19 protein-coding genes are annotated in these 23,905 nt (G+C 66.8%); 5 read left to right on the top strand and 14 right to left on the bottom strand.

Going from position 1 to position 23,905, the window contains the following annotated elements; genetic code table 11:
- Positions 1-103: 103 nt before the first annotated feature.
- Positions 104-559 (top strand): MarR family winged helix-turn-helix transcriptional regulator, encoded by a 456-nt coding sequence (locus BLT97_RS30230; RefSeq protein ID WP_093615866.1) that lies wholly within the window; start codon positions 104-106, stop codon positions 557-559.
- A 325-nt stretch (positions 560-884) separates the two neighbouring features.
- Here the strand turns inward: BLT97_RS30230 and BLT97_RS30225 are convergent, their stop codons facing one another.
- From BLT97_RS30225 to BLT97_RS30210, 5 genes are all read right to left on the bottom strand, one after another.
- On the bottom strand, positions 885-1,139 hold the full coding sequence (locus BLT97_RS30225; RefSeq protein WP_093615864.1) for a hypothetical protein: 255 nt from the start codon (positions 1,137-1,139) through the stop codon (positions 885-887).
- Positions 1,140-1,475: 336 nt separating this feature from the next.
- On the bottom strand, positions 1,476-1,691 hold the full coding sequence (locus tag BLT97_RS30220) for a hypothetical protein (protein WP_143041416.1): 216 nt from the start codon (positions 1,689-1,691) through the stop codon (positions 1,476-1,478).
- A 355-nt stretch (positions 1,692-2,046) separates the two neighbouring features.
- A complete protein-coding gene (locus BLT97_RS30215) occupies positions 2,047-2,316 on the bottom strand; it encodes a hypothetical protein (RefSeq protein WP_093615860.1) in 270 nt (89 codons plus the stop codon).
- 68 nt (positions 2,317-2,384) lie between these two features.
- Complete coding sequence (locus BLT97_RS37615) at positions 2,385-2,915, bottom strand: hypothetical protein (protein ID WP_143041415.1); 531 nt, start codon at positions 2,913-2,915, stop codon at positions 2,385-2,387.
- A gap of 62 nt (positions 2,916-2,977) precedes the next feature.
- Positions 2,978-9,265 carry an RHS repeat domain-containing protein gene (locus BLT97_RS30210; RefSeq protein ID WP_093615858.1) on the bottom strand — a complete coding sequence of 2,096 codons (6,288 nt, stop codon included), beginning with the start codon at positions 9,263-9,265 and terminating at the stop codon, positions 2,978-2,980.
- A gap of 601 nt (positions 9,266-9,866) precedes the next feature.
- Here BLT97_RS30210 and BLT97_RS30205 point away from each other — a divergent pair.
- Positions 9,867-12,728: an FG-GAP-like repeat-containing protein gene (locus tag BLT97_RS30205; RefSeq protein WP_245769626.1), complete on the top strand. Its 2,862-nt coding sequence runs from the start codon at positions 9,867-9,869 to the stop codon at positions 12,726-12,728.
- Between the two features lie 636 nt (positions 12,729-13,364).
- On the top strand, positions 13,365-13,892 hold the full coding sequence (locus BLT97_RS30200; RefSeq protein ID WP_093615854.1) for a hypothetical protein: 528 nt from the start codon (positions 13,365-13,367) through the stop codon (positions 13,890-13,892).
- Positions 13,893-14,363: 471 nt separating this feature from the next.
- Here the strand turns inward: BLT97_RS30200 and BLT97_RS30195 are convergent, their stop codons facing one another.
- From BLT97_RS30195 to BLT97_RS30160, 9 genes are all read right to left on the bottom strand, one after another.
- Positions 14,364-15,425 carry a PP2C family protein-serine/threonine phosphatase gene (locus BLT97_RS30195; RefSeq protein WP_093615852.1) on the bottom strand — a complete coding sequence of 354 codons (1,062 nt, stop codon included), beginning with the start codon at positions 15,423-15,425 and terminating at the stop codon, positions 14,364-14,366.
- A 156-nt stretch (positions 15,426-15,581) separates the two neighbouring features.
- A complete protein-coding gene (locus BLT97_RS30190) occupies positions 15,582-15,989 on the bottom strand; it encodes an ATP-binding protein (protein WP_176953942.1) in 408 nt (135 codons plus the stop codon).
- Positions 15,986-16,408 carry a hypothetical protein gene (locus BLT97_RS30185; protein WP_143041414.1) on the bottom strand — a complete coding sequence of 141 codons (423 nt, stop codon included), beginning with the start codon at positions 16,406-16,408 and terminating at the stop codon, positions 15,986-15,988. Before BLT97_RS30185 ends, BLT97_RS30190 begins: the two co-directional genes overlap by 4 nt.
- A gap of 297 nt (positions 16,409-16,705) precedes the next feature.
- A complete protein-coding gene (locus BLT97_RS30180; protein ID WP_093615846.1) occupies positions 16,706-17,632 on the bottom strand; it encodes a CBS domain-containing protein in 927 nt (308 codons plus the stop codon).
- Between the two features lie 144 nt (positions 17,633-17,776).
- Positions 17,777-18,307 (bottom strand): MarR family winged helix-turn-helix transcriptional regulator, encoded by a 531-nt coding sequence (locus BLT97_RS30175; RefSeq protein ID WP_093615844.1) that lies wholly within the window; start codon positions 18,305-18,307, stop codon positions 17,777-17,779.
- Between the two features lie 120 nt (positions 18,308-18,427).
- Positions 18,428-19,048 carry a hypothetical protein gene (locus tag BLT97_RS30170; protein ID WP_093615842.1) on the bottom strand — a complete coding sequence of 207 codons (621 nt, stop codon included), beginning with the start codon at positions 19,046-19,048 and terminating at the stop codon, positions 18,428-18,430.
- Positions 19,041-19,193, bottom strand: coding sequence for a hypothetical protein (locus BLT97_RS38090; RefSeq protein ID WP_176953941.1), 153 nt, complete (start codon positions 19,191-19,193; stop codon positions 19,041-19,043). Before BLT97_RS38090 ends, BLT97_RS30170 begins: the two co-directional genes overlap by 8 nt.
- A 17-nt stretch (positions 19,194-19,210) precedes the next feature.
- The gene (locus BLT97_RS30165) at positions 19,211-19,597 is read right to left on the bottom strand and encodes a helix-turn-helix transcriptional regulator (RefSeq protein ID WP_107407049.1); all 387 of its coding nucleotides are present in this window, start codon (positions 19,595-19,597) and stop codon (positions 19,211-19,213) included.
- Positions 19,598-19,714: 117 nt separating this feature from the next.
- Complete coding sequence (locus tag BLT97_RS30160; protein ID WP_093615840.1) at positions 19,715-20,077, bottom strand: hypothetical protein; 363 nt, start codon at positions 20,075-20,077, stop codon at positions 19,715-19,717.
- 280 nt (positions 20,078-20,357) lie between these two features.
- Here BLT97_RS30160 and BLT97_RS30155 point away from each other — a divergent pair, with 280 nt between their 5' ends.
- Positions 20,358-21,248 (top strand): AraC family transcriptional regulator, encoded by an 891-nt coding sequence (locus tag BLT97_RS30155; protein WP_093615838.1) that lies wholly within the window; start codon positions 20,358-20,360, stop codon positions 21,246-21,248.
- A gap of 264 nt (positions 21,249-21,512) precedes the next feature.
- The gene (locus tag BLT97_RS30150; protein WP_245769625.1) at positions 21,513-22,865 is read left to right on the top strand and encodes a vanadium-dependent haloperoxidase; all 1,353 of its coding nucleotides are present in this window, start codon (positions 21,513-21,515) and stop codon (positions 22,863-22,865) included.
- Positions 22,866-23,905: the final 1,040 nt, after the last annotated feature.

Raw genomic sequence — 23,905 nt, 5'->3', positions numbered from 1 at the left:
CCGTCTGGCGAGTGGATTGCTCCATGGCTCCGTCTCCTCTGCGGGCGGCGCGAGGCGCTACCCTGATATGCGGAGGTACTACATAGTGAAGTCACTTCACGATATGCCGGAGCGACCCGGTCCCGCCAGAGCTTCGCTCGACCGGCTCTTCGAGCTGACCGAGGTGCTGGGCGCACTGATGCAGCGCGGCATGGCCGATCGCGGGCTGACCCTCGCGCGTGCGGGCGTGCTGTGGGCCCTGTTCCACGACGGTCCGATGACCCAGCGCGCCCTGGCCGCCGCGCGCGGCGTCACGCCCCGCAACGTCACCGGCCTCCTGGACGCCCTGCAGGAGGAGGGCCTCATCGCTCGCGAGGCGCACCCGACCGACCGCCGCGCGACGCTGGTCTCCCTCACTCCAAAGGGCCGCGAGTTCACCGCCGGCCTACGCGGGGGGCGTGACGAACTGGCCGCCCTGCTGTTCGCGGACCTCCCCCCGCAACAGCTCGACACCTTCGCCGCCACGCTGGTGCTGGCCATCGAGCGACTCAAGGACGTCGACTCCACCGCTCACGCGTAACGCCCCCGCGAAGCGCTCCCGCTACGAGCGACTACACATCGTTCTGCGGCTGATATGACTCACAGGCGCGCTTGCAAGCTCGGCCGGCTGCGTATTGCCCTGGCGCCTATGGCGCGCGGTTGTGCGCTGCGCGCGCCAGCGCTGATCGCCATGTACGAGCAGACGGCGGGATCATGATCGTTGCCGGGGGAGTCCATCTGCGAAACAGGGGGCACGCAACCGGGTCGGTGAACAGACACCCATCGCAGGCCATCATTCACGAACGCTGGCTGCGCGCCACGAGCAACTGAGGACACCACATAGCATGCACCACTCGAGCGCAGATTCACTGAAGCAGCTCCGCCACAGAGACTGCGCACTCCACGAAAACTGCCGCCCCAAGGAATCCGCCCACCACCCTGATCAAGGTGGGACTGAAGCCGAACCCAGGAGCGAACGGTCCGCGATACATCGTGAACTGATAGATACGGAACGCGACATCTCGAATATTGAAGGCGATGCCAAGGCAGAGCAGCGCAAAGACACCGGACCACGCTGCGCGCAGAAGCCCCAGCGCATCATCCGCCGAGGCGAGTTCCACCGGACTCACGACGCGAAGACCGCGACCGCGACAGCGAAGGACATCGCGCACACGACAAGCAGGCCAACCCCGATCCCCAGGAAGAGTCGCAGCATCGAATCGTCAGCGCGCCCATTAGGAGTCCCCGTCGCGATCCGCGGAACGCACCCAGCACTGCCCCCTAGGTCGAACGCCAACAGAGAACCACAGAACCCGAGAACGACCGCCGTGAACACAGTGGCCTACCCCCCTCTTGTCGCCTGGGCACAGACATCCAGCAGTGAAAGCTCCCTGCGCTGTGAGCAAGAATGACCGGACGTGCCCCCGAAGGCGAGCTTCGGGTGAACGCTCCCCGCATCAGGACAAACCGGTTCGCACTTCCAGCAGCAGACCGACGAGCGCCAGCAACGCCAGCACCCAGCCGGACAGCCGCAGCGATCTTGGCGACGCCCGATGCACCGGGCCCGGAAGGGCGGCCGCCAGAAGTGCGTACACCCGATCTGCGGCATGCCCGATATTGGCCCCTATCAGGACCCCTATCGGGAGCATGACCCCGAAGGCAATGAGAGCCACGACGCTCATCTCCACTGGGCCTCGGCCGGCCACTTCCATCAGCGCCTACCCCTCAACGATCGAGACTCCTCTGCTCGCGGCCGGCCCACACCCTGCCCAACCCCACTGACCTTGCCAAAACAGGCCGCAACCGCGTACACCCCGCGCTAGTCGCGTCCATATTCCATCCGGATTCCCATTCCACTATCCCCATTATGCCCGCGGGGCCTCACAGGCCCCGCGGGCATAAATCCGGTCGACCCTTTAGCAGGAGCCCACGAGCAGCCCAGGACTTGCGGGGCCAGCGCCGCAGAATCCTGGAGCGAAGTTGCTGTTAGTCACGGCGGCCTCCCCCGAGTGAGCCTGCTTTCCGCGCTCAGTACGTGCGGAACACCACGACGACGCCCCCAAGCAAAGCCCCAGCTCCTCCAATAGCCAAAACGACCCCGATCAGGCGCGCGAGGATCTTCGTGGCCCCCTCTCCGCGTGCCGAGAATCCTTGGAGAGTGTCGATCTGAAGAATTTTGTGCGGTCTGTTGCGGTTCACAAGGAACCAGAGGCCAACTGCCAGAAGAAAAGCGCCCACGCCGAACAGTAGAGCCATCTGTCCCGCAGGGGGGAGGGTCTCCTTCTCGGCGATCGACACGCACGCTTGCCCTTTTCCGCTCACCACCACTCACCGCTCCGCAAGTCCTGAGCCTGCTCGCCGGCGAGTCAGCCCGACAAGCCGAGCAGGAGCGCCGCCGAGGCCAAGGCTATAACCGCAATCAAATCCGTTGGATAGCCGAATACCCGCCGACGAGACTCCATCTCATCACCGCGTGAAACACGTTGAGGCCCCTGCATGCTGGTTGCAATCAAGTGCTCCAGGTAGTCCCCGATATCGTTCCTTCCAGAGAGTGCACTTACGGAAACTCGGACGTTGCTTGACAGTCGCAGTGTGATTACATTCCTGCCGCTCTCGATCCACTCGACACGCTTGATGGAACGGGCATCAAGATTAATCTCGGTGAACACTCCCACTACGCGCACCATGCCGCGGTCAAGATCGACGTCGAGGCGGGTCGCGAAGCACATGCGCCAACCTAGACTCACACAGAATCCCGAGAGGACGATGGCGATAGCGACTCCGACCCTTGAGGGCCCGCCGCCATGGACACCGTCACTTCCGATCAGCACATACAACACTGCGAGTGCGACTGAGGGAACGGGGAACAGGATGGCCTTCCACATCGCGTCCGCCATTCTTACACGCAACGTCTCATGCGCGCCGCGGGCGCGTGAAACCTTAAGCGTCCATGGCACCGTCATCCGCAGTATCCTGCGTTGTTCTCCAGGAAAAATGCGCCACCGCATGCCGGCCCTGTCATCAAGCCATTGAACGCAAATGCCTTAGCGGATAGATCCCAGTCGGTGCGGCCGTGCCCGCCCTGCATGGGCACCCTCGGCCTGGCGTGCAAGCCCTGGAGCCAAGTCTGCCCCTTCCCCTTACCGAACCATGTTGCCGCACCTCCGCCAGCCATGGTCGCACCAAAAACAATCCCTGTTTGCGTGCGATATTCGGCTGTCGTGGTATCAACGCCGGCGTTTTGGTCGAGTGCTGCGCTCATGCTCAATCCGCCGACTCCAACGACTGTGCACGTTCCAGCGGTGGCAACGACGCATGTTCCGAAGGCGAACAACCCAATGCCTACCTTTATCTCGTTCGAGTGCTCGGCAAAGAACCCTGAAACGGAGTCCCACGTGTCCACGTACCATGGCTTGTCCTCGGGGGGATTACGCAGAGACTCAAGTTCGGCTTCACGTTTGTTCAGGTACTGCTGATGTTTGAGCTCTTTTTCCTTGCGAAGCTTTTCGGCCTGGCGGTACTCGTAGTCGGTATATCGGGTACTCATCCCCTTGCCCTTGGTGTAGGTGTACTGACGCCCGGTGACCTGCTGGGCATAGTAGTTCTTGGACACCTTGCCACCGCGGGCGCGGGTTTCCTTCTCGTAGTTCTTGCCGAAGCTGACCTTCTTGACGTCGCCGGTGCCGCCCTTGCCGTAGGTGCAGTTGTACTGGCCGCTGACGCACTCTTCGTACGCCTCGCCCGTGGGGTCGGCGAAGGTGGCGGGGTTGTTGTTGCCGTAGGTGTACGGGTTGAGCTGGGTCGGGTCGTCCGGGATCAGGAGGGGGTCGACGGACAGGAAGCGGCCCAGTGTCGGGTCGTATTCGCGGGCGCCGAGGTGGGTGTAGCCGGTGGGGTCGCTGGTGCCGCCGACGAAGCCGCGGTCGCCGGGCCAGGAGCTGCTGCCGTTGGCGGAGCGCTGGCTGCCGAAGGGGAGTTGCTTGCGGCGGGTGACCGTCTGCGCCGCTCCCATGGTGATGGCGATCAGTGCGGTGCCGTGCTGGTTGGCGAAGAGGAAGTGGAAGCCAGCGCTGGTGCGGACGGCGACGGTTTCGCCGCCGTGCGTGTAGTAGCGGGTGGCGGACTTCGCGCCGGTGGAGGTCACCTTCAGCTCGTTGCCGCCCGGCAGATAGGCGGTCGTGGAGCCGTCCGCGTTCTTGGCGAGCATGCGGTTGCCGGACGCGTCGTAGAGGTACTCGGTGGTCTTTCCGTCCTCGACGAGCGTGGCGAGGTGGCCTTCCGGGTCCCAGGTGAGGTTCTGGGTGCGTGAACCGCCAGTGCGCTTGGTGGTGTTGCCGGCATCGTCGTAGGTGAACGACTCCGTTTTGCCGCTGTCCGGCCCGCCGGTCGTGGCGACTGACCGCAGCGCGTGCGGGCGGGTGTCGCCGGCCTTGCCGGTGGTGTAGGTGCGGGTGATGTCCGTGCCGCTACTGCTGGTGGCGTGCTGGACTTCCTTGGTGCGGTTGCCCGCGTCGTCGTAAGTGTAGGAGTGCCAATAGGCGTCCGGGCCGCCGACTGTGCTCGACGTGGGAGCCGTGGCGCAGGTGTCGGTCGGGGACTTGGCGGTCCAGGCTTCCGTCATGCGACGCAGGGCGTCGATGGCGAAGCACTGGGTGTCGGTGACGGCCGCCGCGTCCTGGCCGGAGGTGCTGGAGATGCGCGTGACGTTACCGGCAGGGTCGTAGCCGTAGCGGGTGTCCTCCACCCGCAGGGCCTTGTCGCCGTCGATGGTGGAGCGCGTGAGCTGACTGGTGTGCTCATCGAACTCCTGGGTGCGGTACACCTTCTGCCCCAGCGTGCCGTACTCGGCCCGGATCTGGCGCCCGTACACGTCGTAGCTGGTGTCGTTGACCAGGGTGACCAGGCCGGCGACGGTCGTGTCGGGCAGGTTGCCCTGGCCGAAGACGGTGGTCTGGCGCTCGGAGGGCAGTCCGCCGATGGCGGGGTGCTTCACCCATTCCTGGATGCCGTTGTACTGGTTGTAGCCGAACGTCCAGGTGTAGGTGCCGGCGGCCGCCCCGTCCGGCACGGTGGTCGTGGAGGAGGTGGGCTGGCCTCGGTCGTTGTAGGCGTCGATCTTCGTGGTGTATGCTTTGCCGTCCACGTACCGAGTGGTGGACGCAGGTAGCCCCTTGGCCACGGTGTCGTACGCCCACGAGGCACGGACCGTTGAGCCCTGCTTGAGCTCCTTCGTGCGGCTGAGTGAGTCGTAGGTGGTGGTGAGTTCGGTGCCGCGCGCGTCGGTGGTCTTGATCGGGCGGTCGGCGTTGTCGTATGTGGTCTTGGCTGTGCCCTTGTCGGGGTCGTTCGCCTCGATCTGGCGGCCGCGTGCGTCGAACGTCCAGGTCCAGTTGATGCCGGCCGGGTCGGTCATCTTCGCCAGCTGGCCACGGGAGTTGTACTCGTAGCGGGTGGCCAGGAACTCGGTGCGCGCGGCGTTGGTGTAGTCGCGCGCTTCGGTCTTGCGGCCGAGTGCGTCCACGATCGTCGTCGTGGCCGTGCCGCCCTTGGGCGGGATGATGGTGGTGCGGTCGCCGGCGTACTGCGTCACCGTTCGCTTGGTCTCGTCACCGAACTTCAGCGAGATGACCTCGGTGGCGCGTCCGGCTCCGTCGTACTTGGTCTCGGAGCCGGCGGGCACCTTGGAGTCGTCGCCGCCGACCAGAGTGGTCGAGGGTGCGCCGGTGGCGAAGTAGGTGCCGTAGGTCTTCCAGACCTGGCCACGGGTGTCGTAGCGGGTCTCGGTCACCAGGCGGTTGCCGGATGAGCCGATGGCCGCGGTCTGGGTCTGGCGGGGGCGCATCAGGCCGTCGTAAAGGGCATGCGAGGTGTCGTATGCGCCCTGGTAGTTGAGGGCCTTGCTGGTCACCGCGTTGGGTTCGCTTTTCGAGACTCGGTAGGTGAATTCGGCCGCGGGCAGTGTCGGGTGGTCGGCCTTCGTCCAGCCCGGCCCCCAGCCCTTGATGGTCCGGCCGAGGGCGTCGTACTCCACGTCGGTGCGCTTGCCGTTCGCGTCCACGGTCGCCGTCGGCAGGCCACGGCGCGGATCGGAGGTCACGGTCGTGGTGTGGCCGAGGTCGTTCGTGGTGACGGTTTCCGTCGGTGCCTGCCCGGTGGCCGGGGTGTAGGCGATGGTGGTCTTCGCTCCGGCCGCGTCGATCACCTCGGTCTGACGCCCGTAGGAGTCGTAGGCGGCCTTGGAGACGGTGACGAAGCCGGTGCCCGCGCCGTCGTTCTCGTCCTGACGGGTCACGTCCCCCTTGGCCGGGGTGGTGTCCAGGGCGGTGCCGTTGTCGTAGTAGGTGCGGGTGGTGTTGATGAGGTCAGCGGGCAGGCTCGGCGTGGTCCCGCACGGCTTCGCCACGGTCTTCGACTCCGCCACGGTGGAAAGGATGTTCTTCTCGAGGTTGCGGTTGTAGGTCGTGGTGGTGCACTGCTCGTCGCCCGACTTCGCGGTGTCGCCCATCTCCGAGACCGACTTGACGGTGCCGTAGGAGTCGAACTCCCGGCTCGTCTCGATACGGCGCAGTGTGCCGCCCGTGATGGTCGTACGCGTCTGTTCCTTCTGTGTCCCGGACCGGTACGCGTACACGGTCGGCAGGCTGTCCGCCGAGCGGGCGTGGGTGGCAGTGGCCGCCGAGCGCCACGGGGTGTAGCCGGTGGCGGAGATGAGAGCGCCGCCGGAGCCGTCGTAGGTGGCTTCCTCGCGGGGCATGCCGGCGAAGGCCTCGTGATCAGTCAGCTCGTTGCCTTCGCCGTCGGCGACCTTGGCGCCGTCGATGCCGCGGAAGTAGCGGGTCTCGCTCAGCGTCTGGGTGCCCTCGGCGGGGTCGCCGGTGCGGACCTGGACGCGTGCGTAGCCCTTGCGGTCGCCGTAGGTGCGGTGTTTGGCCTTGGTGAACTCGTCGTCTGCCTTGGCCCAGGCGAGGCCGCCCAGGTAGGAGTAGTCGGTGCGCTTGATGGGAGAGCCGGCCGTGTCGTCCGACTCCAGGACTTGCGTGACGACGTAGGAGTGGAACCAGTCCTGGTACGGCTCATAGCCCTCGACCGGGGCGTCCGGTGGCGACCACATCACCGGGTAGCAGCGCCTGGTGTTCGACGACGCGGTGGGCAGGCTGGTCTTCGAGCAGTCCTGCGCCGAGTAGGTGACGCCGATCGACCCGCCGGTCTCAGTGCCGATCTTGTAAACGCGGTAGCGGTTGTAAGCGGGCACCGCGTCGACTGCGCCGGCGACCCGGTTGGGCAGCTGCACGCCGTGGAAGGTGGTCTTCGGCAGGGTGATGGCGGTACCGGCGCTGTGTCCGGTGCGGGTGATCGCGGCCAGCCACAGCGGTGGGTCGGTGCCGTCGCCGGTGGAGGGGAAGTTCTGGATCAGCGCCCAGGAATCGACCTTCTGGTACGCGCCGGCGTTCCAGACCGAGGTGGCCACCGAGCTCAGGCGTTTGCGGGTGAAGTACGACGGGGCGGAATTGCCCTCACACGTATCGCCCGCCTTGCAGATCTGGTCGAAGGGCACGTCCGGCCACTTCTCGGCGTTCGCCTCGGTGAGCTTGTCGGCCGCGCAGTCGAACGTGTCGGTGGGCAGGCAGCGTTCGGTGACGGTGAAGTCGACCTTCGCGGCGGGCTGGGCATAGAAGTTGGAGTCGCGCAACCCGTACTCGATGCGCTTGAGGTAGCCGCCACGGGTGTAGGACGTCAGGGTGCCCTTGTACTCGGCGTTGATCGCCCGCTGGTAGGAGTTGGATTCCTTGGCCCAGTAGTACGTCATGGCGTTGCCGTGCGGGTCGATCACCGCATCGAGGTTCCAGCGCCAAGCCTGCTGGCACCAGGAGTCCTTGAAGGCGCTCGCGTGGCAGGGTTCGCCGGACTGGTTGCCGAACACCGGCACCGTCCAGACCGAGTTGGTCTCTTCCTTGCCGTCGGCCCAGCCGTTGGGGCGGTTGTAGCCGAAGTAGTAGCGGGTGCCGTCCGGCGCGGTCACCTTCCAGTACTCGTTGTCGTTGTCGCCGTTGGCCCGAGCGGAGTTCTTGAGCAGCTCCACGCGCGTGCCGTCGTCGTTCTTCTTCTTCCACGCGCCCGATGTGTCGTCCTTGACCAGTTCGCTGGACGAACCACCCAGCGACAGGGTGGCGTTGTCCTTCTTCCAGCACTGGTCGCCGACCTTGTTCGACGGGTTGTTGCCGCCGGCCTTGTCGTCCTGGCAGGAGACATAGCGACGCTCGATGGCCCCCGGCGACAGGGACCAGCCGTCCCCGATCCAGTTGGCCTGGTTGTTCGTGGCCGCCGTCCGGCCGTCCACGGCCTGCGAGGAGTACGACAGACCGAGGTCCGGCTCGAGCCCGCCCGGCACGGCGGGCGTGTCCATCTCATACGTCCAGGAGAATGCACCGGACGAGCCGCCGGCTTCCCACTTGCCTGACGGGGACAGGGAGGTGGCGGTGAAGTCGCCGTTGGCGCCGGAGGGGGCGGCGGTCACGGCAAGCAGCGTGGCACCGTCGGCCACGGTGGAGGTCCGGGTGCGGCTGACCGGGGACGCCTGCTGGACCGGCTGGCCCGCCTCGTCGGCGGCCTCGGTGCTGATCTGGGTGGTGAGATCAGCCGAAAGCGTCTTGTTCTTGGGGTCGTTGTGCGAGGGAAGCGTCTTACCCGGGGCGCAGCCCTTCGCGCCAGGTGTGGTGAGCGCGCAGGCGGGCACCTCTCGCAGCACCAGGCGTGAGGCCCAGTCACCGCCGTAGATCCCGGCGAAGGACGAGTAGTCCAAGGTCAGGTCGAGCGTGCCCTTGCCTTTGTCGGCGCCGTGGCTCTGCACCGCGACCAGGACACCATCCACCCCTGCGGCCTGCGCAGCGCTGCGATCAAGCACTTGGACCTGCGCCTGCTGCGGGGCGGTTGCGGCCTTGCGTGCGGTCTCGCTCTGCGTGACCTCAACCGGCACCGAACCGGCCTTCGACCGCCCCTGCTTCCCGCCGGCCTCGGCCACCGTGAGGGTGGCGGCACCCGCGGTGGGCCACGTTGCCTTGGTGTCCGGCTTGAACGGGCGCTGCGCCGCCTCGTCGGGCTTGTTGAGCTTCTCGCCCTTGACTGCCGAGACGGGGACCGGGTCGGGCTGCTGCAGCTTGCGCAGTTCCAGCTCGGCCGCCGCGGCAACTGGGCCGCCCAGCAGGCCGGCGAGCAGATAGGCCACCAGGGTTACGGCGACAATCCGCATACGTCTGCCAGGTGTTCGCACACGACGAAACGCCGCAGGGCGCACTCCGGACACAATTCCCCCCACAGGAAGTCCACATTGCTGAAGATCCAGCGGACGTTAACAGCGCGCACAGCCGACTCGGAAGAACCCTCACTAGAAATGGGTGTCAACACCCATTCCCTACTCTCCAGAAAATGGGACATCCTGCCCCACCGCTCTCCCTTGAAGGCCTAAAAGCGCTGGTCAACGCATGGAGTTGGGACGCTCCGGCCAGCCACCCGGAAGCACGAACAAGAAACATGTATCGCCAGATTCGGCGCTTACTGGGCACGGCTTCGGGCGCCTACAGTCACCGCGCAGAGGCATGTACTGTGCCGGAGATTGCGTTCCACACTGAAAAGGAAGTGTGATGAGAATTCACCGAAGAATGCCTGGGGGGGCACCTTCCTTGAGGGCTCCGATATCCCTCGCCCTCACCCTCGCTCTGGCGGTCGCCCCGGCGGTAACTGCCTTTCCAGCACACGCAGTTGAGCACCTCACCAAGCCCGCTTCTCAAGAGCACACGCCGGAAGAGACCCGAGCACTCGCCGAGGCCGCCGAAACCGGTGAGCCGGTAGAGGTGCTGTCGCAGCGCACCGAGACCGTGGAGACGTTCGCCAACCCGGACGGGTCGTTCACCACCGACCAGTACGCACTCGCCCAGCGTGTACGCAAGGGCGGCAAGTTGGTCGACATCGACACCACGCTGGCGCGCAACACCGACGGCACGCTGTCCACGAAAGCCACGGAAGTGGGCGTGACGTTCTCCGGCGGAGGCGAGGGGCCACTGGCCACGGTCACCCGTGACGGCCGCAGCATGTCCTGGTCATGGCCTGGAAAGCTGCCCGCCCCCGAGGTCGACGGGGACACGGTGATCTACCGCAACGTCCTTGAAGACGTGGACCTCAAGCTCAAGGCCGGCACCGCCGGATTCGGCCAGCTGCTGGTCGTGCACAACGCGACGGCCGCCGCCAACCCCGCCCTCACACAGATCGAACTCCCCCTGGAAACCAAGGGGTTGAGCGTCAAGGCCGACGAGCACGGCAACCTCCGCGCCCTCAACCCGGCCGGCCAGGAGATCTTCACCGCGCCGACGCCAATGATGTGGGACAGCAGCAAGCCCCTGGCCGCGCGCAGCACCGAACCCACCCCACCCCCGCCGGCCCACGAGTTCGAAGCACCCATGGGCGCCAAGGAGGGTGCGGTGGGCGTAGAGCTCGACGCGGATTCCCTGTCCCTGACGCCGGACAGCGACATCCTCAAGGGCGACGACACCCAGTATCCCGTCTACATCGACCCGGCCGTCTCCGGCTCCCGCGAAGCGTGGACCATCGCCTACAGCGGTGCACCGTCGACCGCGTTCTACAACGGCAACGGCTGGGACGAGGGCGACGGCAACAAGGTCACCTCCTACGCCCGCGTCGGCAACCCCGGCGACGGTACGTCGCGTTCGTTCTTCCGGATGGACACCAACAACCTCTGGAACACCGACAAGGTGATCTCCAGCTCCACCTTCAAGATCAAGAACAGCTACTCGTACTCCTGCACCAAGCGTGAGGTGCAGCTCTGGCTCACCGGCGGTATCAGCTCGTCCACCAAGTGGTCCGCGCAGCCGTCCTGGGCGGAGAAGCTGGCCGCTGTCAGTGACGCCAAGGGCTACAGTTCGTCTTGCCCGGCCGGCAGCCTCGCGTTCAATGTGACCGCAGGGGCGAAGAAGGCGCAGTCCAGCAAGTGGAACAACATCACCCTCGGCCTGCGCGCTGCGACCGAGAGCGACAAGCTCGCCTACAAGCGGTTCGAGGCCAAGTCCGCGGTGCTGTCCACCACGTACAACACGCGCCCCAACCCGCCCAGTGGCCTCGACACCATCCCCTCCACCAGGAACACCGCGGGCTGCGGTGACACCGCCCCGCACGGGTTGATCGGTAACACGGACATTTACCTCACTGCGAAGATCTCCGACCCTGACGGGGGCACCGTCAAGGCCGACATCCACCTGTGGCCCACCGGTCATCACCCCAATGACGACCCCAACGGCAAGCTGATCGTCGACACCCACGTGAGCGCGCCCTCCGGAACCGTGGTCAAACTCAAGGTCACAAAGGCCCAGCTCACGCCGTACGTCAGCGTGGCGAACGGCAACTTCTCGTGGAAGGTCCAGGCAGAAGACGGATCGCTCTCCTCGGACTGGGTTCCTGCATCCGGTAAGCCTGGCTGCCGGTTCGTCTTCGACCCCAATCGGCCCAGCACCCCGCCCGGCGTGACCTCGAGTCAGTTCCCCGACGGCAGCAACGGCTGGCCCGCCACCACCGGCACCGTCCGTACTGAGGGAACCTTCAACGTCACCAGCGGCGGCGTCGCGGATGTCACCAAGTACGAGTACTGGACGGACTGGGACGCCACACGCCGCACCGCCACCCCCAGTTCGGCAGGCGGGTCCGTCGCGTTGAAGCTCACACCGACCGTGGCCGGCGCCAACCAGCTCTACGTCCGCAGCCTGGACAAGGCCGGCAACTACTCCGACACCACCACCTACCTCTTCTACGCCAACGGCCCCAGGACTCCCGACAAGCCCGGCGACCTCAACGGCGACGGCAACCCGGACCTGTGGGCCGTCGAGCCGGCCGGCACCCTCTTCCCATTCTTCGGCGCGGGCGACGGCAACTTCACCAAAGCGGCCTTCCGCTCCAGCGGCATCAACTTCACCGGCGCGGGCATCACGCACCGCGGCGACTGGACAGGCGACGGCTACGAAGACCTCATCGCCCTGCGCAACGACACCGCGCTCGGCACCAAGCGCCTGTGGATGCACCCCAACAACGGCACCGGCTATGCCTGCACCGCCTGCGACACCGGCGAACAAGCCCGGGAACTCTCCGTCTACGACGCGGCCAACAACCATTGGAGCAACGCCGACCAGATCCTCGCCGTCGGTGACGTCGACGGGCCCCTCGATGTCGACGCGGACGGCACGATCGACATCGACGGCTACCCAGACCTCCTGGTCAAGCAGGGCGACCTGCTCTGGCTCTACTACGGAGCACCCGACAATCGTCTCGACTCCTACCGCGAACCGATCCTCATCGGACCGGACAGCTGGGCGAAGTCGACACTCATCGCGCCGGGCAATCTCTGGGGTGACGAGCGCGTCGATCTCCTCTCCCGCAACACCGAAACCGGCGACCTGCACATCTTCGCAGGCACCGGCCCTGACGGTGACGGTCTGGCGGACCAGTCCGCCAAGCTCAAGACCGGCTGGGGCTTCACCACTGCCGCGCACCCGCTCATCGCCTCCCCCGGCGACGCGGACCATGACGGCTACCCGGACCTCGTCTCCACGAAGACCACCGGCCACCTCTGGTTCTATCCCCGTATCACCAAGGGGGACGAGCCGTATCGAGACCTGGGCGACGGCTGGACCGGGTACCAGAGCATCAGCTGACACAACCCCTTGCGGGTGGTCTCCGCACCTGCGCCGAGACCACGCTTCGCTCAAGCGAGCCTGCGGGCCGTACCTCCGAATTGGGGGCACGGCCCGCAGGCTCGGCACCAGAGGTACGCAGGCGGACGGCGCCCCAGCAACGGCGCCAAGGCCGGCTGCTCGCGGAGATCGACAACAGGGCAGCCGTGCAGGCAGATTGCACGAGCAGCACACCCCGCACCGCACCAGACTCGCTCGTGGCCGCCCCGAAGCCGCAGCCGGTGACAGGCAACGAGAACTGTGGCCTGGAAGGCCTGTGGTTCCCCGGCCATATAGGCGCCAGTCGAAGTCCATGGCCGCCCTGTCACCGCCGACGGGATGGACACACTGGACACTGGTCCACTGCGGCCGCGGCCAGGCCCCCTGTCTACGCGGCGGCGCGCTGACTTCCCAAACCGGCAAGCCCACCAGTCTTCCCGATGCGCGGTCAGAGTAAGGGGGCCGTAATCCGCCGCACGAAGCAGCTCCGGTCCAAAGCCGTGCTGCCGGCCTCACGTGGTTGTGAGACAGACGCGTCACGAAGGCCAATACCTGCATGCCCATTGGCCCTTGTACTGCGGTTTCCCTGAGGGCAAGATCCTCACGAGGTGATGTGAGGTGCGGGCGAACGTCGTGCGGCGACCCTTGTTCACGTGGATCGGTCTGACGCCGGCCGTCGGGTTCTACGCCTGCGCGATCTATGTCGCGGCCTTCCTGCCTGAAGACGGGTATGCGCCGCCGCTGGCGATCGCTGCGTTCACCTTCTTCTTCTGGTTGCTCGGATGGCACTCGGCAATCCGGTTCACCGCCACTCATCTGTCAGTCACCAACATCGTCGTGACATCCACCGTCGAATGGTCAGACGTGAGACGTGTGATAGTGCATGACGGTCTGGGCATCGAACTGCGCGACGGACGTGAGCTGGGTTCCATCGCCTTCGGCGGTTCGCTGATCGGCACGTTCAGCGGATACCCGACCTATCAGACGGCCTATCGGACGCTACAGAAGGCACGTAAGAAGGCACAGCATCGCGAAAGACACGGTGGCCCCGTGAGGGTGCGCTGGTCCATCGATTGGCGCCGCCAACTAACCGCTGCTGCCGCCATCTATGGCCCGTTGTTGCTCCTTCTGGCACTCCGTGGGTGACGGCGCGCGACGGTCTTGATCGGGTGTCCTGGGAACTGTGTGCGAACCCTCAGGTGAGGGCATCCCAGCCTCTGCGGCCCCCGAGTAAACCCCGAAACCACGGCGGCTGTGCGTCGCCCAAGCCGGACCGTGGGTAGGCCGACTACAGTCCGAAGGCTCAGAAGAGCTGGGCAGCCCGCCTACGCGATCGCCTCATTCATCGATGGATTGAGCCGTCTTGCGTTTCACCCGTTCCTTCACGGTCATGGCCGCAAACAGAGGGACGAGAAGGCGGTTGATTGCGACGTAGGCCCAATCCTGCTGGAAGGCGGAAGTGATCAGCCCTGTGGAGCTGACGATCAGGAGCCCACTGTAGAGCCATATCTGAGGGCCACTTGATGGTGAGCTGAACCTTCCACGTTGCATGCGACCATCCTGTTCGGCGTACTTGCCACTCGTGGCGCTCCACAACGGCCGCGCCTCCCACCTGCTTCAGAGCCGCTGATAGCGCAGCAACAACATGGCCGCGTCATCGTGCAGCGGGCCATCCGCATGCTCAACCAGGTCGGCACGCACCGCGTCCAGCGCGGCTTGCGGGTCTGGCTCCTTGAGGAGGAACGCTTGCTCCCCCAACGGATAGAAAGCACCGGTTCGGTCGCGGGTTTCGGTCACGCCGTCGGTGTAGAGCAGCACCTGGTCGCCGGGCGCGAAGTCCGTCGCGTACGGCTGCGGGCCTTCGACGCCGTGCAGGCCGAGTCCCAACGGCAGGGCGTAGCGAGGCGGTTCGGGAAAGGCCGTAGTCCCGTCGGGCCGCACGATCATCGGCGCGGGGTGTCCGTAGTTGAGCAGAGTGATGGTGTGTGCATCGGTGACCTCGGCCAGGATCGCCGTCACGAACTTCTCCCCCTGCAGTTCGCGGCGCACGGCGCGTTCGAGGCGGTCTCCGACGCTTGTCAGGTCCGGCTCTTCGTGGGCCGCCTCGCGAAAGGCGCCGAGGACCAGGGCGGCGGTCTCGACGGCTTCCAGGCCCTTGCCCTGCACGTCACCGACGATGACGCGGACCACTCCGTGCGGGGAGACCACCACCTCGTACAGGTCACCGCCGATCCGGGCCTCCGCCACCGCGGAGGTGTAGGAGACGGCGATCCTGAGCGGGCCGGCGCTTCGGGGCACCGGGCGCAGCAGGACGCGCTGGGCGACCTCGGCGATGGTGCGGACGCTGGCGAGCTCGCTCTCGCGGCGTTGGCGCATCACGGCCGCGGCGATGCCGGCCACGGTGACTCCGGCGACGGATGCCATGGCGGTGTAGACGCGTCGTTGCGAGTACGTCTCGTTGTAGATGCCGAGCGCGGCGCACAGCAGCAAGGCGAAGGCGCCGATGACGACGGTGCGGCGCCAGCCGCCGACGAGTCCGGCGAACGCGGGGCCGAGCGCCACCAGCGGCAGGTAGCCCACCCCGGGGCCGGCGCTGACGTCGACGACCGTCACGATGGCCATGACGACGAACGGAAGCGCTGCCAGGATGGTCGGGCGTGGCGGTTTGTCGTCGGCCATGGTGTGCTCCAGCGGGATTGCCTCTTTGTCGAGCGTCCGTCCATGGCGCTCCCCCCGGACATTGACCCTATGCAAAGGTTTCGCCGGAGGACCATTCGTCGGCGGGCTCTGTTACCGAATCGTCAGTCACTCCCACAGGAGGCTGCCTCGAGCGCGCTACGGGGCGAGGGGGATCCGAACCAGGACGCGTTTACCGCCGGCGCTCGGCTCCACGTGGAATTCGCTGCTCAGGTCGCGCACGATGGCAAGCCCTCTCTTGGTGCCGGTCACCTGGTCGCCGCCGACCGATTCCTCCAGCCCGGGCACGGTGTCCCAGACGCCGATCTCGACCTCCTGCCCACGCAGTTGGAGTTCAAGAACGCATGGGCCTGCGGCATGCCGGCTCGCGTTGGCCAGCAACTCGGACACGACGACCCAGAGCGCACCGACGGCCGAGGCCGGGACGACGACTCCGCTCGCGCGAACGTCGACAAGGAAATCCTCGGCCAACTTCCGTGCTCGCTCCCCGATGTCCGGTCGTCCGTCGAACGCGCTCCCCGCGTAGAGCATCTGTGTGCCGTTCACCGGCCGCGCCCGAGCGAGCGCACGACAGCGGCATAGCTGGCGAGCGCGAGAAGCCCGGCGAGCACAGCTCCCTGGAGCCATCGGTTCGGCGCGTCACCCGATGCTGCGATCCCCCGGGGCGCAATGCGCCCCTTGGGGTCATAGACCATGCCGATCGACTCTCCCGGCTGCACCGAGGCGTCGCAGCCGCGCCACAGACGTGCCGCGACGGCGGTGCCATCGCCGTGCCGGACCGAGCAGAAGTACCGATCGCTCTCGTACGACGCCGCGGTGACTATCACCGCCGTCGTCTCCCCACTCTGCGCGAGCACGGCCTCGGCCGTGGCCTGGGGCACCATCAGGGCCAAGCCCGTACTCAGTCCGGCGACGACGGCGGTCAGCACCCGACCGGCCCGAGTGATGAGCAGGTACAGCACCAAGGCGGCGGCACCCACGAGTGCGCATACGGCCGCCCGTGCCGCCGGGAGACCCGCCATCGCACCGGCTACGCCGCATCCGGCGACAAGCCCGGTCCCGATGAACGCGACCGCTGCGCCTTCCACCCGCAGCCAGCGCGGGGGCGGCAGAGCCGCGGGACCGTACCGGATACGCGAAATGATGCGGTCACTGTGTCGTTGCCCGCTTCTGTGATGCCGCCCGCCTTTCACCATTGCATTATGCAAGAAAGATCGGGCGCGGCGCCGCAATGTGTTGCACCGCACGGATCTCAGACCTGCTCAGGCGCCCAGCGCTGCCGCGACCAGCTCGGCGGATGGCTCACCGGCGGCGCGGGCGAACGCTCGCAGGACGGGCACCAGGGCAGCGCGCTCCTCGTCCGGCATCGACTCGAGGATGCGTGTGATGGCCTCCATGCGCCGGCGGGTGACATCGTGCACCAGGTCCAGGCCGCGCGGAGACAGCACATAGTCGGCTTCCATGCGGTCCCGCATTCGTTCGCTCTCCTGTACCAGCCCAGAGGAAAGGAGCATCTCCACGAGTCGGCGTACCACCCGCCCCTCGACACCCAGAAGGCCGGAGAGGCGATGCATGGTCGCGGCGCCGCTGACGCCCAGGACGACCATGAGGCGGAACTGCAACAGCGTGAGAGTTTCCTCGACTTCCGCCAGAGATCTGGCCGATACGGCAACCAACAGGCGCGAGGCGGCCAACACCGCGGCAGCGGAATCGAGGAGACCGTCCTCACTGCTGCTTCGCTCCTCGAAGAGGAGTCGCAGCAATCTCTGTGCCGTGATGATGCCTCGAATATCGGGCCGTGCACCCTCACGGTCCACCACCACGGCAGCCGGGCTGTCGGTGCGGGTCAGCCGGGCGAGCACCTGCGTGATCTCGGTATCGGCGGTCACATGAAGCGGTGGAGTCAGCGGAGGCAGCAGGTCGAGGAGTCTGCGTCCGCTCAGCCCTCTGGCCAGGTGCGCCCTGGCGAAGGGGCCCGTGAGAGAGATCAGTCCCGGGTGGGCGGTGAGGGAGCTGGGCAGCAGATGCCGGAGGACCTCCTGGGCGTGGGCGAACCCGAGCGGCTCGCCACCGGAATCCACCAGCACCAGGAAAGGTTCCGAGCTCACGGCGAGCAGACGTGCCGCGACCACAGCGTCGCAGTCCACATCCAATGACTGGCACGGATGCGCAAGGTCGGCGGCATACATCGGCAGCTCCCGTCGGCAGAACGGATCAGCATGCCGACCAGACTTCCCGGCGCCCCAGGCGACCTTGGAGAAGGCTCGCCCCACCAAGCATCCTTGCACAGCGCAACGCACGCCGGGAAGTCACGGGCAAGATCCAGGGAATCGTCAACTCACGTTCTGCGGCGCGAAGTCGGACCATCCCAGCGGGAAGGTGTCGGACCCGGCAGTTCCGACCATGGGTTCTCCGCCGGCCTCTGTGAAGACGGTCAGAGCACCCACGAGAGCCGAGCGCTCATACGGCGAGAGGCGTTTGACGATCGCGGCAATCTCATGGCGGCGTCGTGCCGTAACCTCCTCGACCAGCAAGGCACCCTCGGACGTGAGGCGCAGTATGGTCTCGCGCCGGTTTGCGGAGTTGATCTGCCGGTCGGCGAGGCCGGCGGTGATGAGCCGGTCCACCATTCGCATCGCCGTCGAGGGATTGACCCCAAGCCGGTCGGCCAGCATGACCAGCTTCGACGGCCCCTGCGTGGACAACACCACCAGCATGCGGAACTGCGACACCGTCACGCGGTCCTCGAACGCCGCCAGCGAACGGGCAGAGACGGCAACCAGGAGCCTTGAGGCAGTGAGCACCGCCCGCGTCACTGCCTCAACATCGTCCGCACCCGGCTGCGACACCTCGTGTTGGGTCATGCCTCCCTTTTTACCTGCCCCGCGGCGCGACGACGCCCGGCCATGGTCGGCTAGGGGCGAAACCTTGCACGGTGCCGCAGCCAGACCGGCTCGCCAAGAGCGACGAGGCCGGGTGACTGACTACGACGACAGGCGAGCCGCCAAAACCATCACGATCCAGGCATAGCCGCTGAGCCCCAGGATCGTGGCAAGCCAGCTGAGCACGGTGTGCACCGCGAGCCCTCCGGACACCAAGCCGAGCTGAGTTTTCGCCGCGCGGCTGACCTTGGGGTGCACTTCCCCCGCCGACTGCTGTTCCAGGGCACGGCGCAACCTTCGGTGGTCAGCAGCATCCGCGAGGCCGAGACAGACTCCGTGGCGGTCGCGCACCAGGATCACTCGATCCGACACGCCTCCGTAGGAAAAGCCTGTCCACAGCTGCACCTGCTCGATCACAGACAGGTCGAGCGTGCGCTCGCCGGTCCACGTTCGCGCGGTCAGCCGACTCCCGGTGACACTGCCGCGCGCCCCGGCGGTGTGCACTGCGCCGAGCAGGATGAAGCCGGCCAATGCCGCGATCAGCCCCAGGCCCAGCGGGATACCAGGGGGGACATCTCCGGCAGCCGTCACCGCCAGGCCCACCAACGGCATGGCCAACAGGGCCATCACGATCAGCTGCCCTCGACGCGTTCGGCGCTGGCCGACTGCCGCAGGAACGACACTCGCCTTCGACTGCTTCCGCGTCTCCACCGGCTCAGCCACGCGGTATCCCGTGGCGATCACGGGTCAGCGCGCCGGGGTCGGCCCCCATGTGTGGGGACACGACGAACTTCGGAGCGTTGAACAGCACCATGGCGACCTCGATCAGCAGGTTCAGAAGGGTGAGCAACAATGCGGCGGCGCACACGACGAGCCGGGCACCCGTCAGGTCGATGTGGCGTTTCCCCGGGCGGCACCCAGAGCAACGAGTGCCCGGACGGTGAGTCCTGCTTCCGCCGGATGCCTCAGCGGACCATCGAGGTTCAGGGTGTACCGATTGTTGCGTCCGACTCGTTCCCGGCGCAGGTATCCGGCATGTTCGAGGTCGGCGATGACGGCTTGGACCGTACGTTCGGTGATGCGGCAGGTCGCAGCGATGGTCCGCAAGCGCGCGTCAGGGGTGCGGGCGATGACCAACAGCACCCTGGCGTGATGGGTTAAAAGGTCCACTGGCTGCCTCGTCCGCCTACTACCGAGGACATGCCGCTTCCACACCTTTTCTTCAGACCCGTCAGATATCACTGGAAGCCAGCTGCGCCTGTCATCCGACATGACCGGGACTCACCTACACCTCGCCCCGCATGGCCCCAGGCGCCTGGACGGCTGGACTGGTGGATGCTCGAGCCGGGTGACGGTGCCGCCAGGCGGCTGTGGCGCCCATCACCGACCTCAGTTGGTCCCCTCTGCTGGCTTGCCGGGCGCAGCCCGCCGAACGGCTTGCCCCCGTTCAAGGGGCGATGACGGTCCGAGCAGCATGTCGTACGCGGCGCCCATCACTGCAGTCATCGCGCACATCGCCACGGCTCCGTACTCACCGGCCGTGATCATGTCCTCGTCGGCGTCGGCCAAACGCGGGACGAACTCGCACAGCGCGGCGCCGTAGAGAGCGATGCCCGCAGCACCGAGGAGCCGCACCGGACCGGGCCGGTGTCGGATCATGCCGGGGATCCAGCCAGCCATCATCGCCAGGCTCGGGGTCAGAAGGAGCACCGTGCACGCGCCGAGCAGGATCCAGCTCGTGGTGGAACTCATGACAGCGGGCCTTCCCTGGTGTGCTCGTCGGCTCAGACCTTCGGAGCCTAGGGGCGAGCAACGCATGCCGCTGCGGCAGATGCCTTGAGGCTCCCTTTCTTAACGCGACCGATACGCGGCGCAGCGCCGCGGGTGCGGCAAGTGCCGACTGCTGACTCTGGACGCGGGCGATAACCGGTCAACTTCCGTATGGCCGGTCCCGTTGCTGCGCTGGCGACCACCCACTCCCCAAGATGACCTGCGTCTTCTTGGTGATCATGCGGTGGGAGGGGGCGGCTTGATGGACAGCCGGCTGCGCAGGCTCAGCGGACCGGACGGCACGTGGGAGATCGTCGAGGCGCTGCCGGCCCGACGGCTGCGTCCCGGCGTGCGCTCCTATCGAGGGACACGGCTGGAGACCGGCCTGCCGAGGCGACGCCTTGAGGTGCCTGGCGCGTGGGTGACCGTGATGCTGGGCTTCTCCGAGGCGATACGGCTCACGCCGACAGGCCAGGCAGGGCCGCCGACCGCACTCACCTCGCTTGTGTCGGGGCTGCAGACCCGGTCCTCCGTGGGCGAGCACGACGGGCACCTTGTCGCCCTCGAGGTGGTGCTCGCACCGTGGGCCGCTTATCGCCTGCTCGCGGTGCCGATGAGTGAGCTCGCGGGCCGTCACCTCGAGCTGGAGGACGTGCTCGGCGCCCGGGCGCGCCGGCTGAGCGACGCGCTCGGGGCTCTGCCGACCTGGCAGCACCGGTTCGTTCTGCTCGACCGTGTGATCGCGAGGGCCCTCGCGGACACGCCCGCGCACGCACCCCAGGTCGAATGGGCTTGGCGCCGGATCCACCGCAGCGCGGGCGCACTGCCGGTGCCGAAGGTCGCCGCCGAAGTCGGCTGGAGCGTGCGGCAATTGGAGAAGCTCTTCAAGCTGCAGGTCGGGCTCGGGCCCAAGGCGGTGGCCCGGGTGGCCCGGCTCGGCAGCGCGCTGCGTCTGCTGGCGGCCGGTCATCCGCCGGCGCAGGTGGCGGCCGCCTGCGGTTACAGCGACCAGCCGCACCTGAATCTGGACTTCCGCTCGATGACCGGCTCGACGCCGCGCACGTTCCTGCGAGCGCGCAGCTCCCTGGTGCCCGGCCCGCCGATGGCCGACCGGGTCGCCGGACAGGTGACAAGCGCCCCACTCCCAGCGTGAAGGCACGGAGAAGGAAGCGAGGGGTCTGTAAAGAGTCGTCGGAAGTGGTGTGCGGGATTTTCCAAGACCCTCAACTCCCGCACCGGAACGATCAGTTGCGCGAAGGGGGTGGCTCCTTCGCGCGGACCGGGTCGCGACGCCGATGCGCGACCCCTCATAACAGGGGTGGGTATGTCCCGTATTGGTCGTGGAACGCAGCGTGGTATCCGAAGAAGGATCGTCGCTGTCGCCGTCGCCTTCGCAGCGACGACCGGAGTGCTCGCCGTGGCGCCGCAGTCCGCGGCGGCCGCACTGCCTCCGCAGACGATCGCCGACCCGGTGATCTACTGGAACGACGTCCTGCTCGAGCTCATCCGGCGCGAGGACCAGGCGACCCCGGGACGGATGGCGCGGGCCGCGGCGATGCTCAATGCCGCCATGTACGACGCGGAAAGCTCCTACCGGCTGCGCTGGAAGGGCGGCTTCGACTACGCGCCCTATATCCAGGCCGACAAGTACTGGGCCCTGGGCGAAGGCCCCGACGAGGAGGAGCGGGTCATCGGGCGCACGGCGTACAACGTGCTGCTCGAACTCTTCGGCAAGGACGCGGACCAGCCCGAGCTGGTCCACTACCTGGACAACAGGTTCCGGGCCCGCTTCGGCTCCGAGCCGACAGGTGATGACGTCCTCGACTACAGCATCGTCAGCCACGTGGTGAACCGAATGCTGACCGCCCATGAAGGGGACGGCTCAACGAACGAGCAGTTGTACGTCTCCGACAAGAAGCCGGGCGCCTGGCGCGCCACCAGTTACGCGGACATGCCCGACCCGAACTGCATCGAGGACAGCAAGGCAGTCGACCCCAACTGGGGCCTGGTCAAACCGTTCGCGCTCACCTCCGGTTCCCAGTTCCGGCCCGCCACCCCCGGAATGTACGGCACATACGAGAAGCTGCTGGCAAGCGACGAGTACAAGCGGCAGGTCGAGGCAGTACGGCTGCTCGGCGCCGACGAACCGACTGCCGCCACACCGAAGGTCACCCGTACCACCGAGCAGGAGGCCGCGGCCTGGTTCTGGGGCAATGACCTGGACGGCACGTACAAGCCGCCGGGCCAGCTGCTGCAGGCGACGCGGGAGATCTCCGAGGCACGCAAGCTCACCACGTATCAGAACGCCCGGCTGTTCACGCTGGTGTCGCTGGCGCTGGCCGACTCGGGCATCGCGGTGCGCGATGTGAAGTACCAGACGGAGATCGACCTGTGGCGTCCGGTCTCGGCAATCCGTGAATCGGGAATCGATCCTGAGTGGAAGCCGCTGCTCAAGACGCTCGACGGGGTGAACATCAGCCCGTGCTTCCCGGCGTGGGCCTCCGGCCACGCCACGTTCGGCTCCGCCTGGGCAACGGTGATGAAGCGCTACTTCGGCACTGACAATGTCACTTTCACCATGACCACCGACGACAAGCAGTCCCCGGTCCAGTCCCGCACCTTCACCAGCTTCAGTCAGGCGGCGCAGGAGAACGCCAACAGCCGTGTCTGGCTGGGCGTTCACTTCCCGTGGGATGCGGCCGATGGACTCAAGCTGGGTGAGCAGGTCGGCAACTATGTGTTCGACAACGAACTCCAGCGCGTGAGCTGACCCGAGCGTCCGCTGGGCCACCGCCTCGCCCGGAGCTTGGCTCCTGGGCGAGGCTCCTAGCCGGACACGCAGGAGCTGGGCGGTGTGGCGTGCGGAGTCGAGTGAGTGGCCGCGTCTTGCGCAGTGCAGCTGCGGGCCGTCCCGCTGGGCGACTCCGTGGTCAAGGACGGTTGCGGTGAGGACTGCCCGGCCCCCATCGCCCCGACCGCCAGGGCAAGGGCGAGCGCGATGCCGGTCGTCCACAGCTTCCAGGCCGGGACCGCGAGTTGCCGCTCCGCACGCCTCATGTCGATAGCCCTCCCTGATTCCGGGTGCTGGCTGATGGGCGACCGGACGGCCCTTGCGGTCCGCGCTGGGGATGGAGACGCCCCAGAAACGGGCTGCAGGACGGGGCGGCCAAGACGGTCTACCGCCAGCGTGGCGGCGAACGGGCGCATGGCCCTGCTGACGCCGACCAGACTGCCCGGCATGCCCCGAGCACCCTCTTGACGTGTTCCTTACCCCCCTACCCACGGCACTCCGTCGCACGCAGCCCGGGCCCTGCGCCACTGAGCGGGCCCCAGATCTTCCCTAGATGCGGCAGGTCCGTCACCTGTCGGCTCGATACAGCTTGATCTTGCGATCGGCGAAGGGGTGGACATATCCGCAGTCCCAGCAGATGAGCCCGGTAGCCGACTCATCAGCCCACGCGAGGTTCAGGAACTCCATGCAGGCGCTGTTGAGCTTCACCGACCGCTCGCGGAACCGATCGCCGTCGCAGAACAGACACGAGATCCACGTGTCGTTCAGCGCGGCGTGCCATGGATGCTTCAGCTTGAGAGACCTCGCCGGGGCCGGAGTCGATCTATCCGTTCAGCGCGCCGCGTGGGGGGTGCTGCAATCCGTCTGTTCGACAGGCAAGCCACAAGGACCGATAGCTTCCCCGGTCCGTGTGGCCTTGAACGTGCCCTGGAGCCGCCCTGTTTGCTGGTATCCGACATTAAACGTCCCCCGCCCCGTATCGCGTGCCTCGTCGCATCACGTCCTGCGCTGGCACATTG

The organism is Streptomyces indicus (assembly GCF_900100315.1).
GTDB classification, from domain to species: Bacteria; Actinomycetota; Actinomycetes; order Streptomycetales; family Streptomycetaceae; genus Streptomyces; species Streptomyces indicus.
The sequence above is the reverse complement of the archived record's forward strand: the minus strand, read 5'-3'. Positions and strand labels throughout refer to the sequence as shown.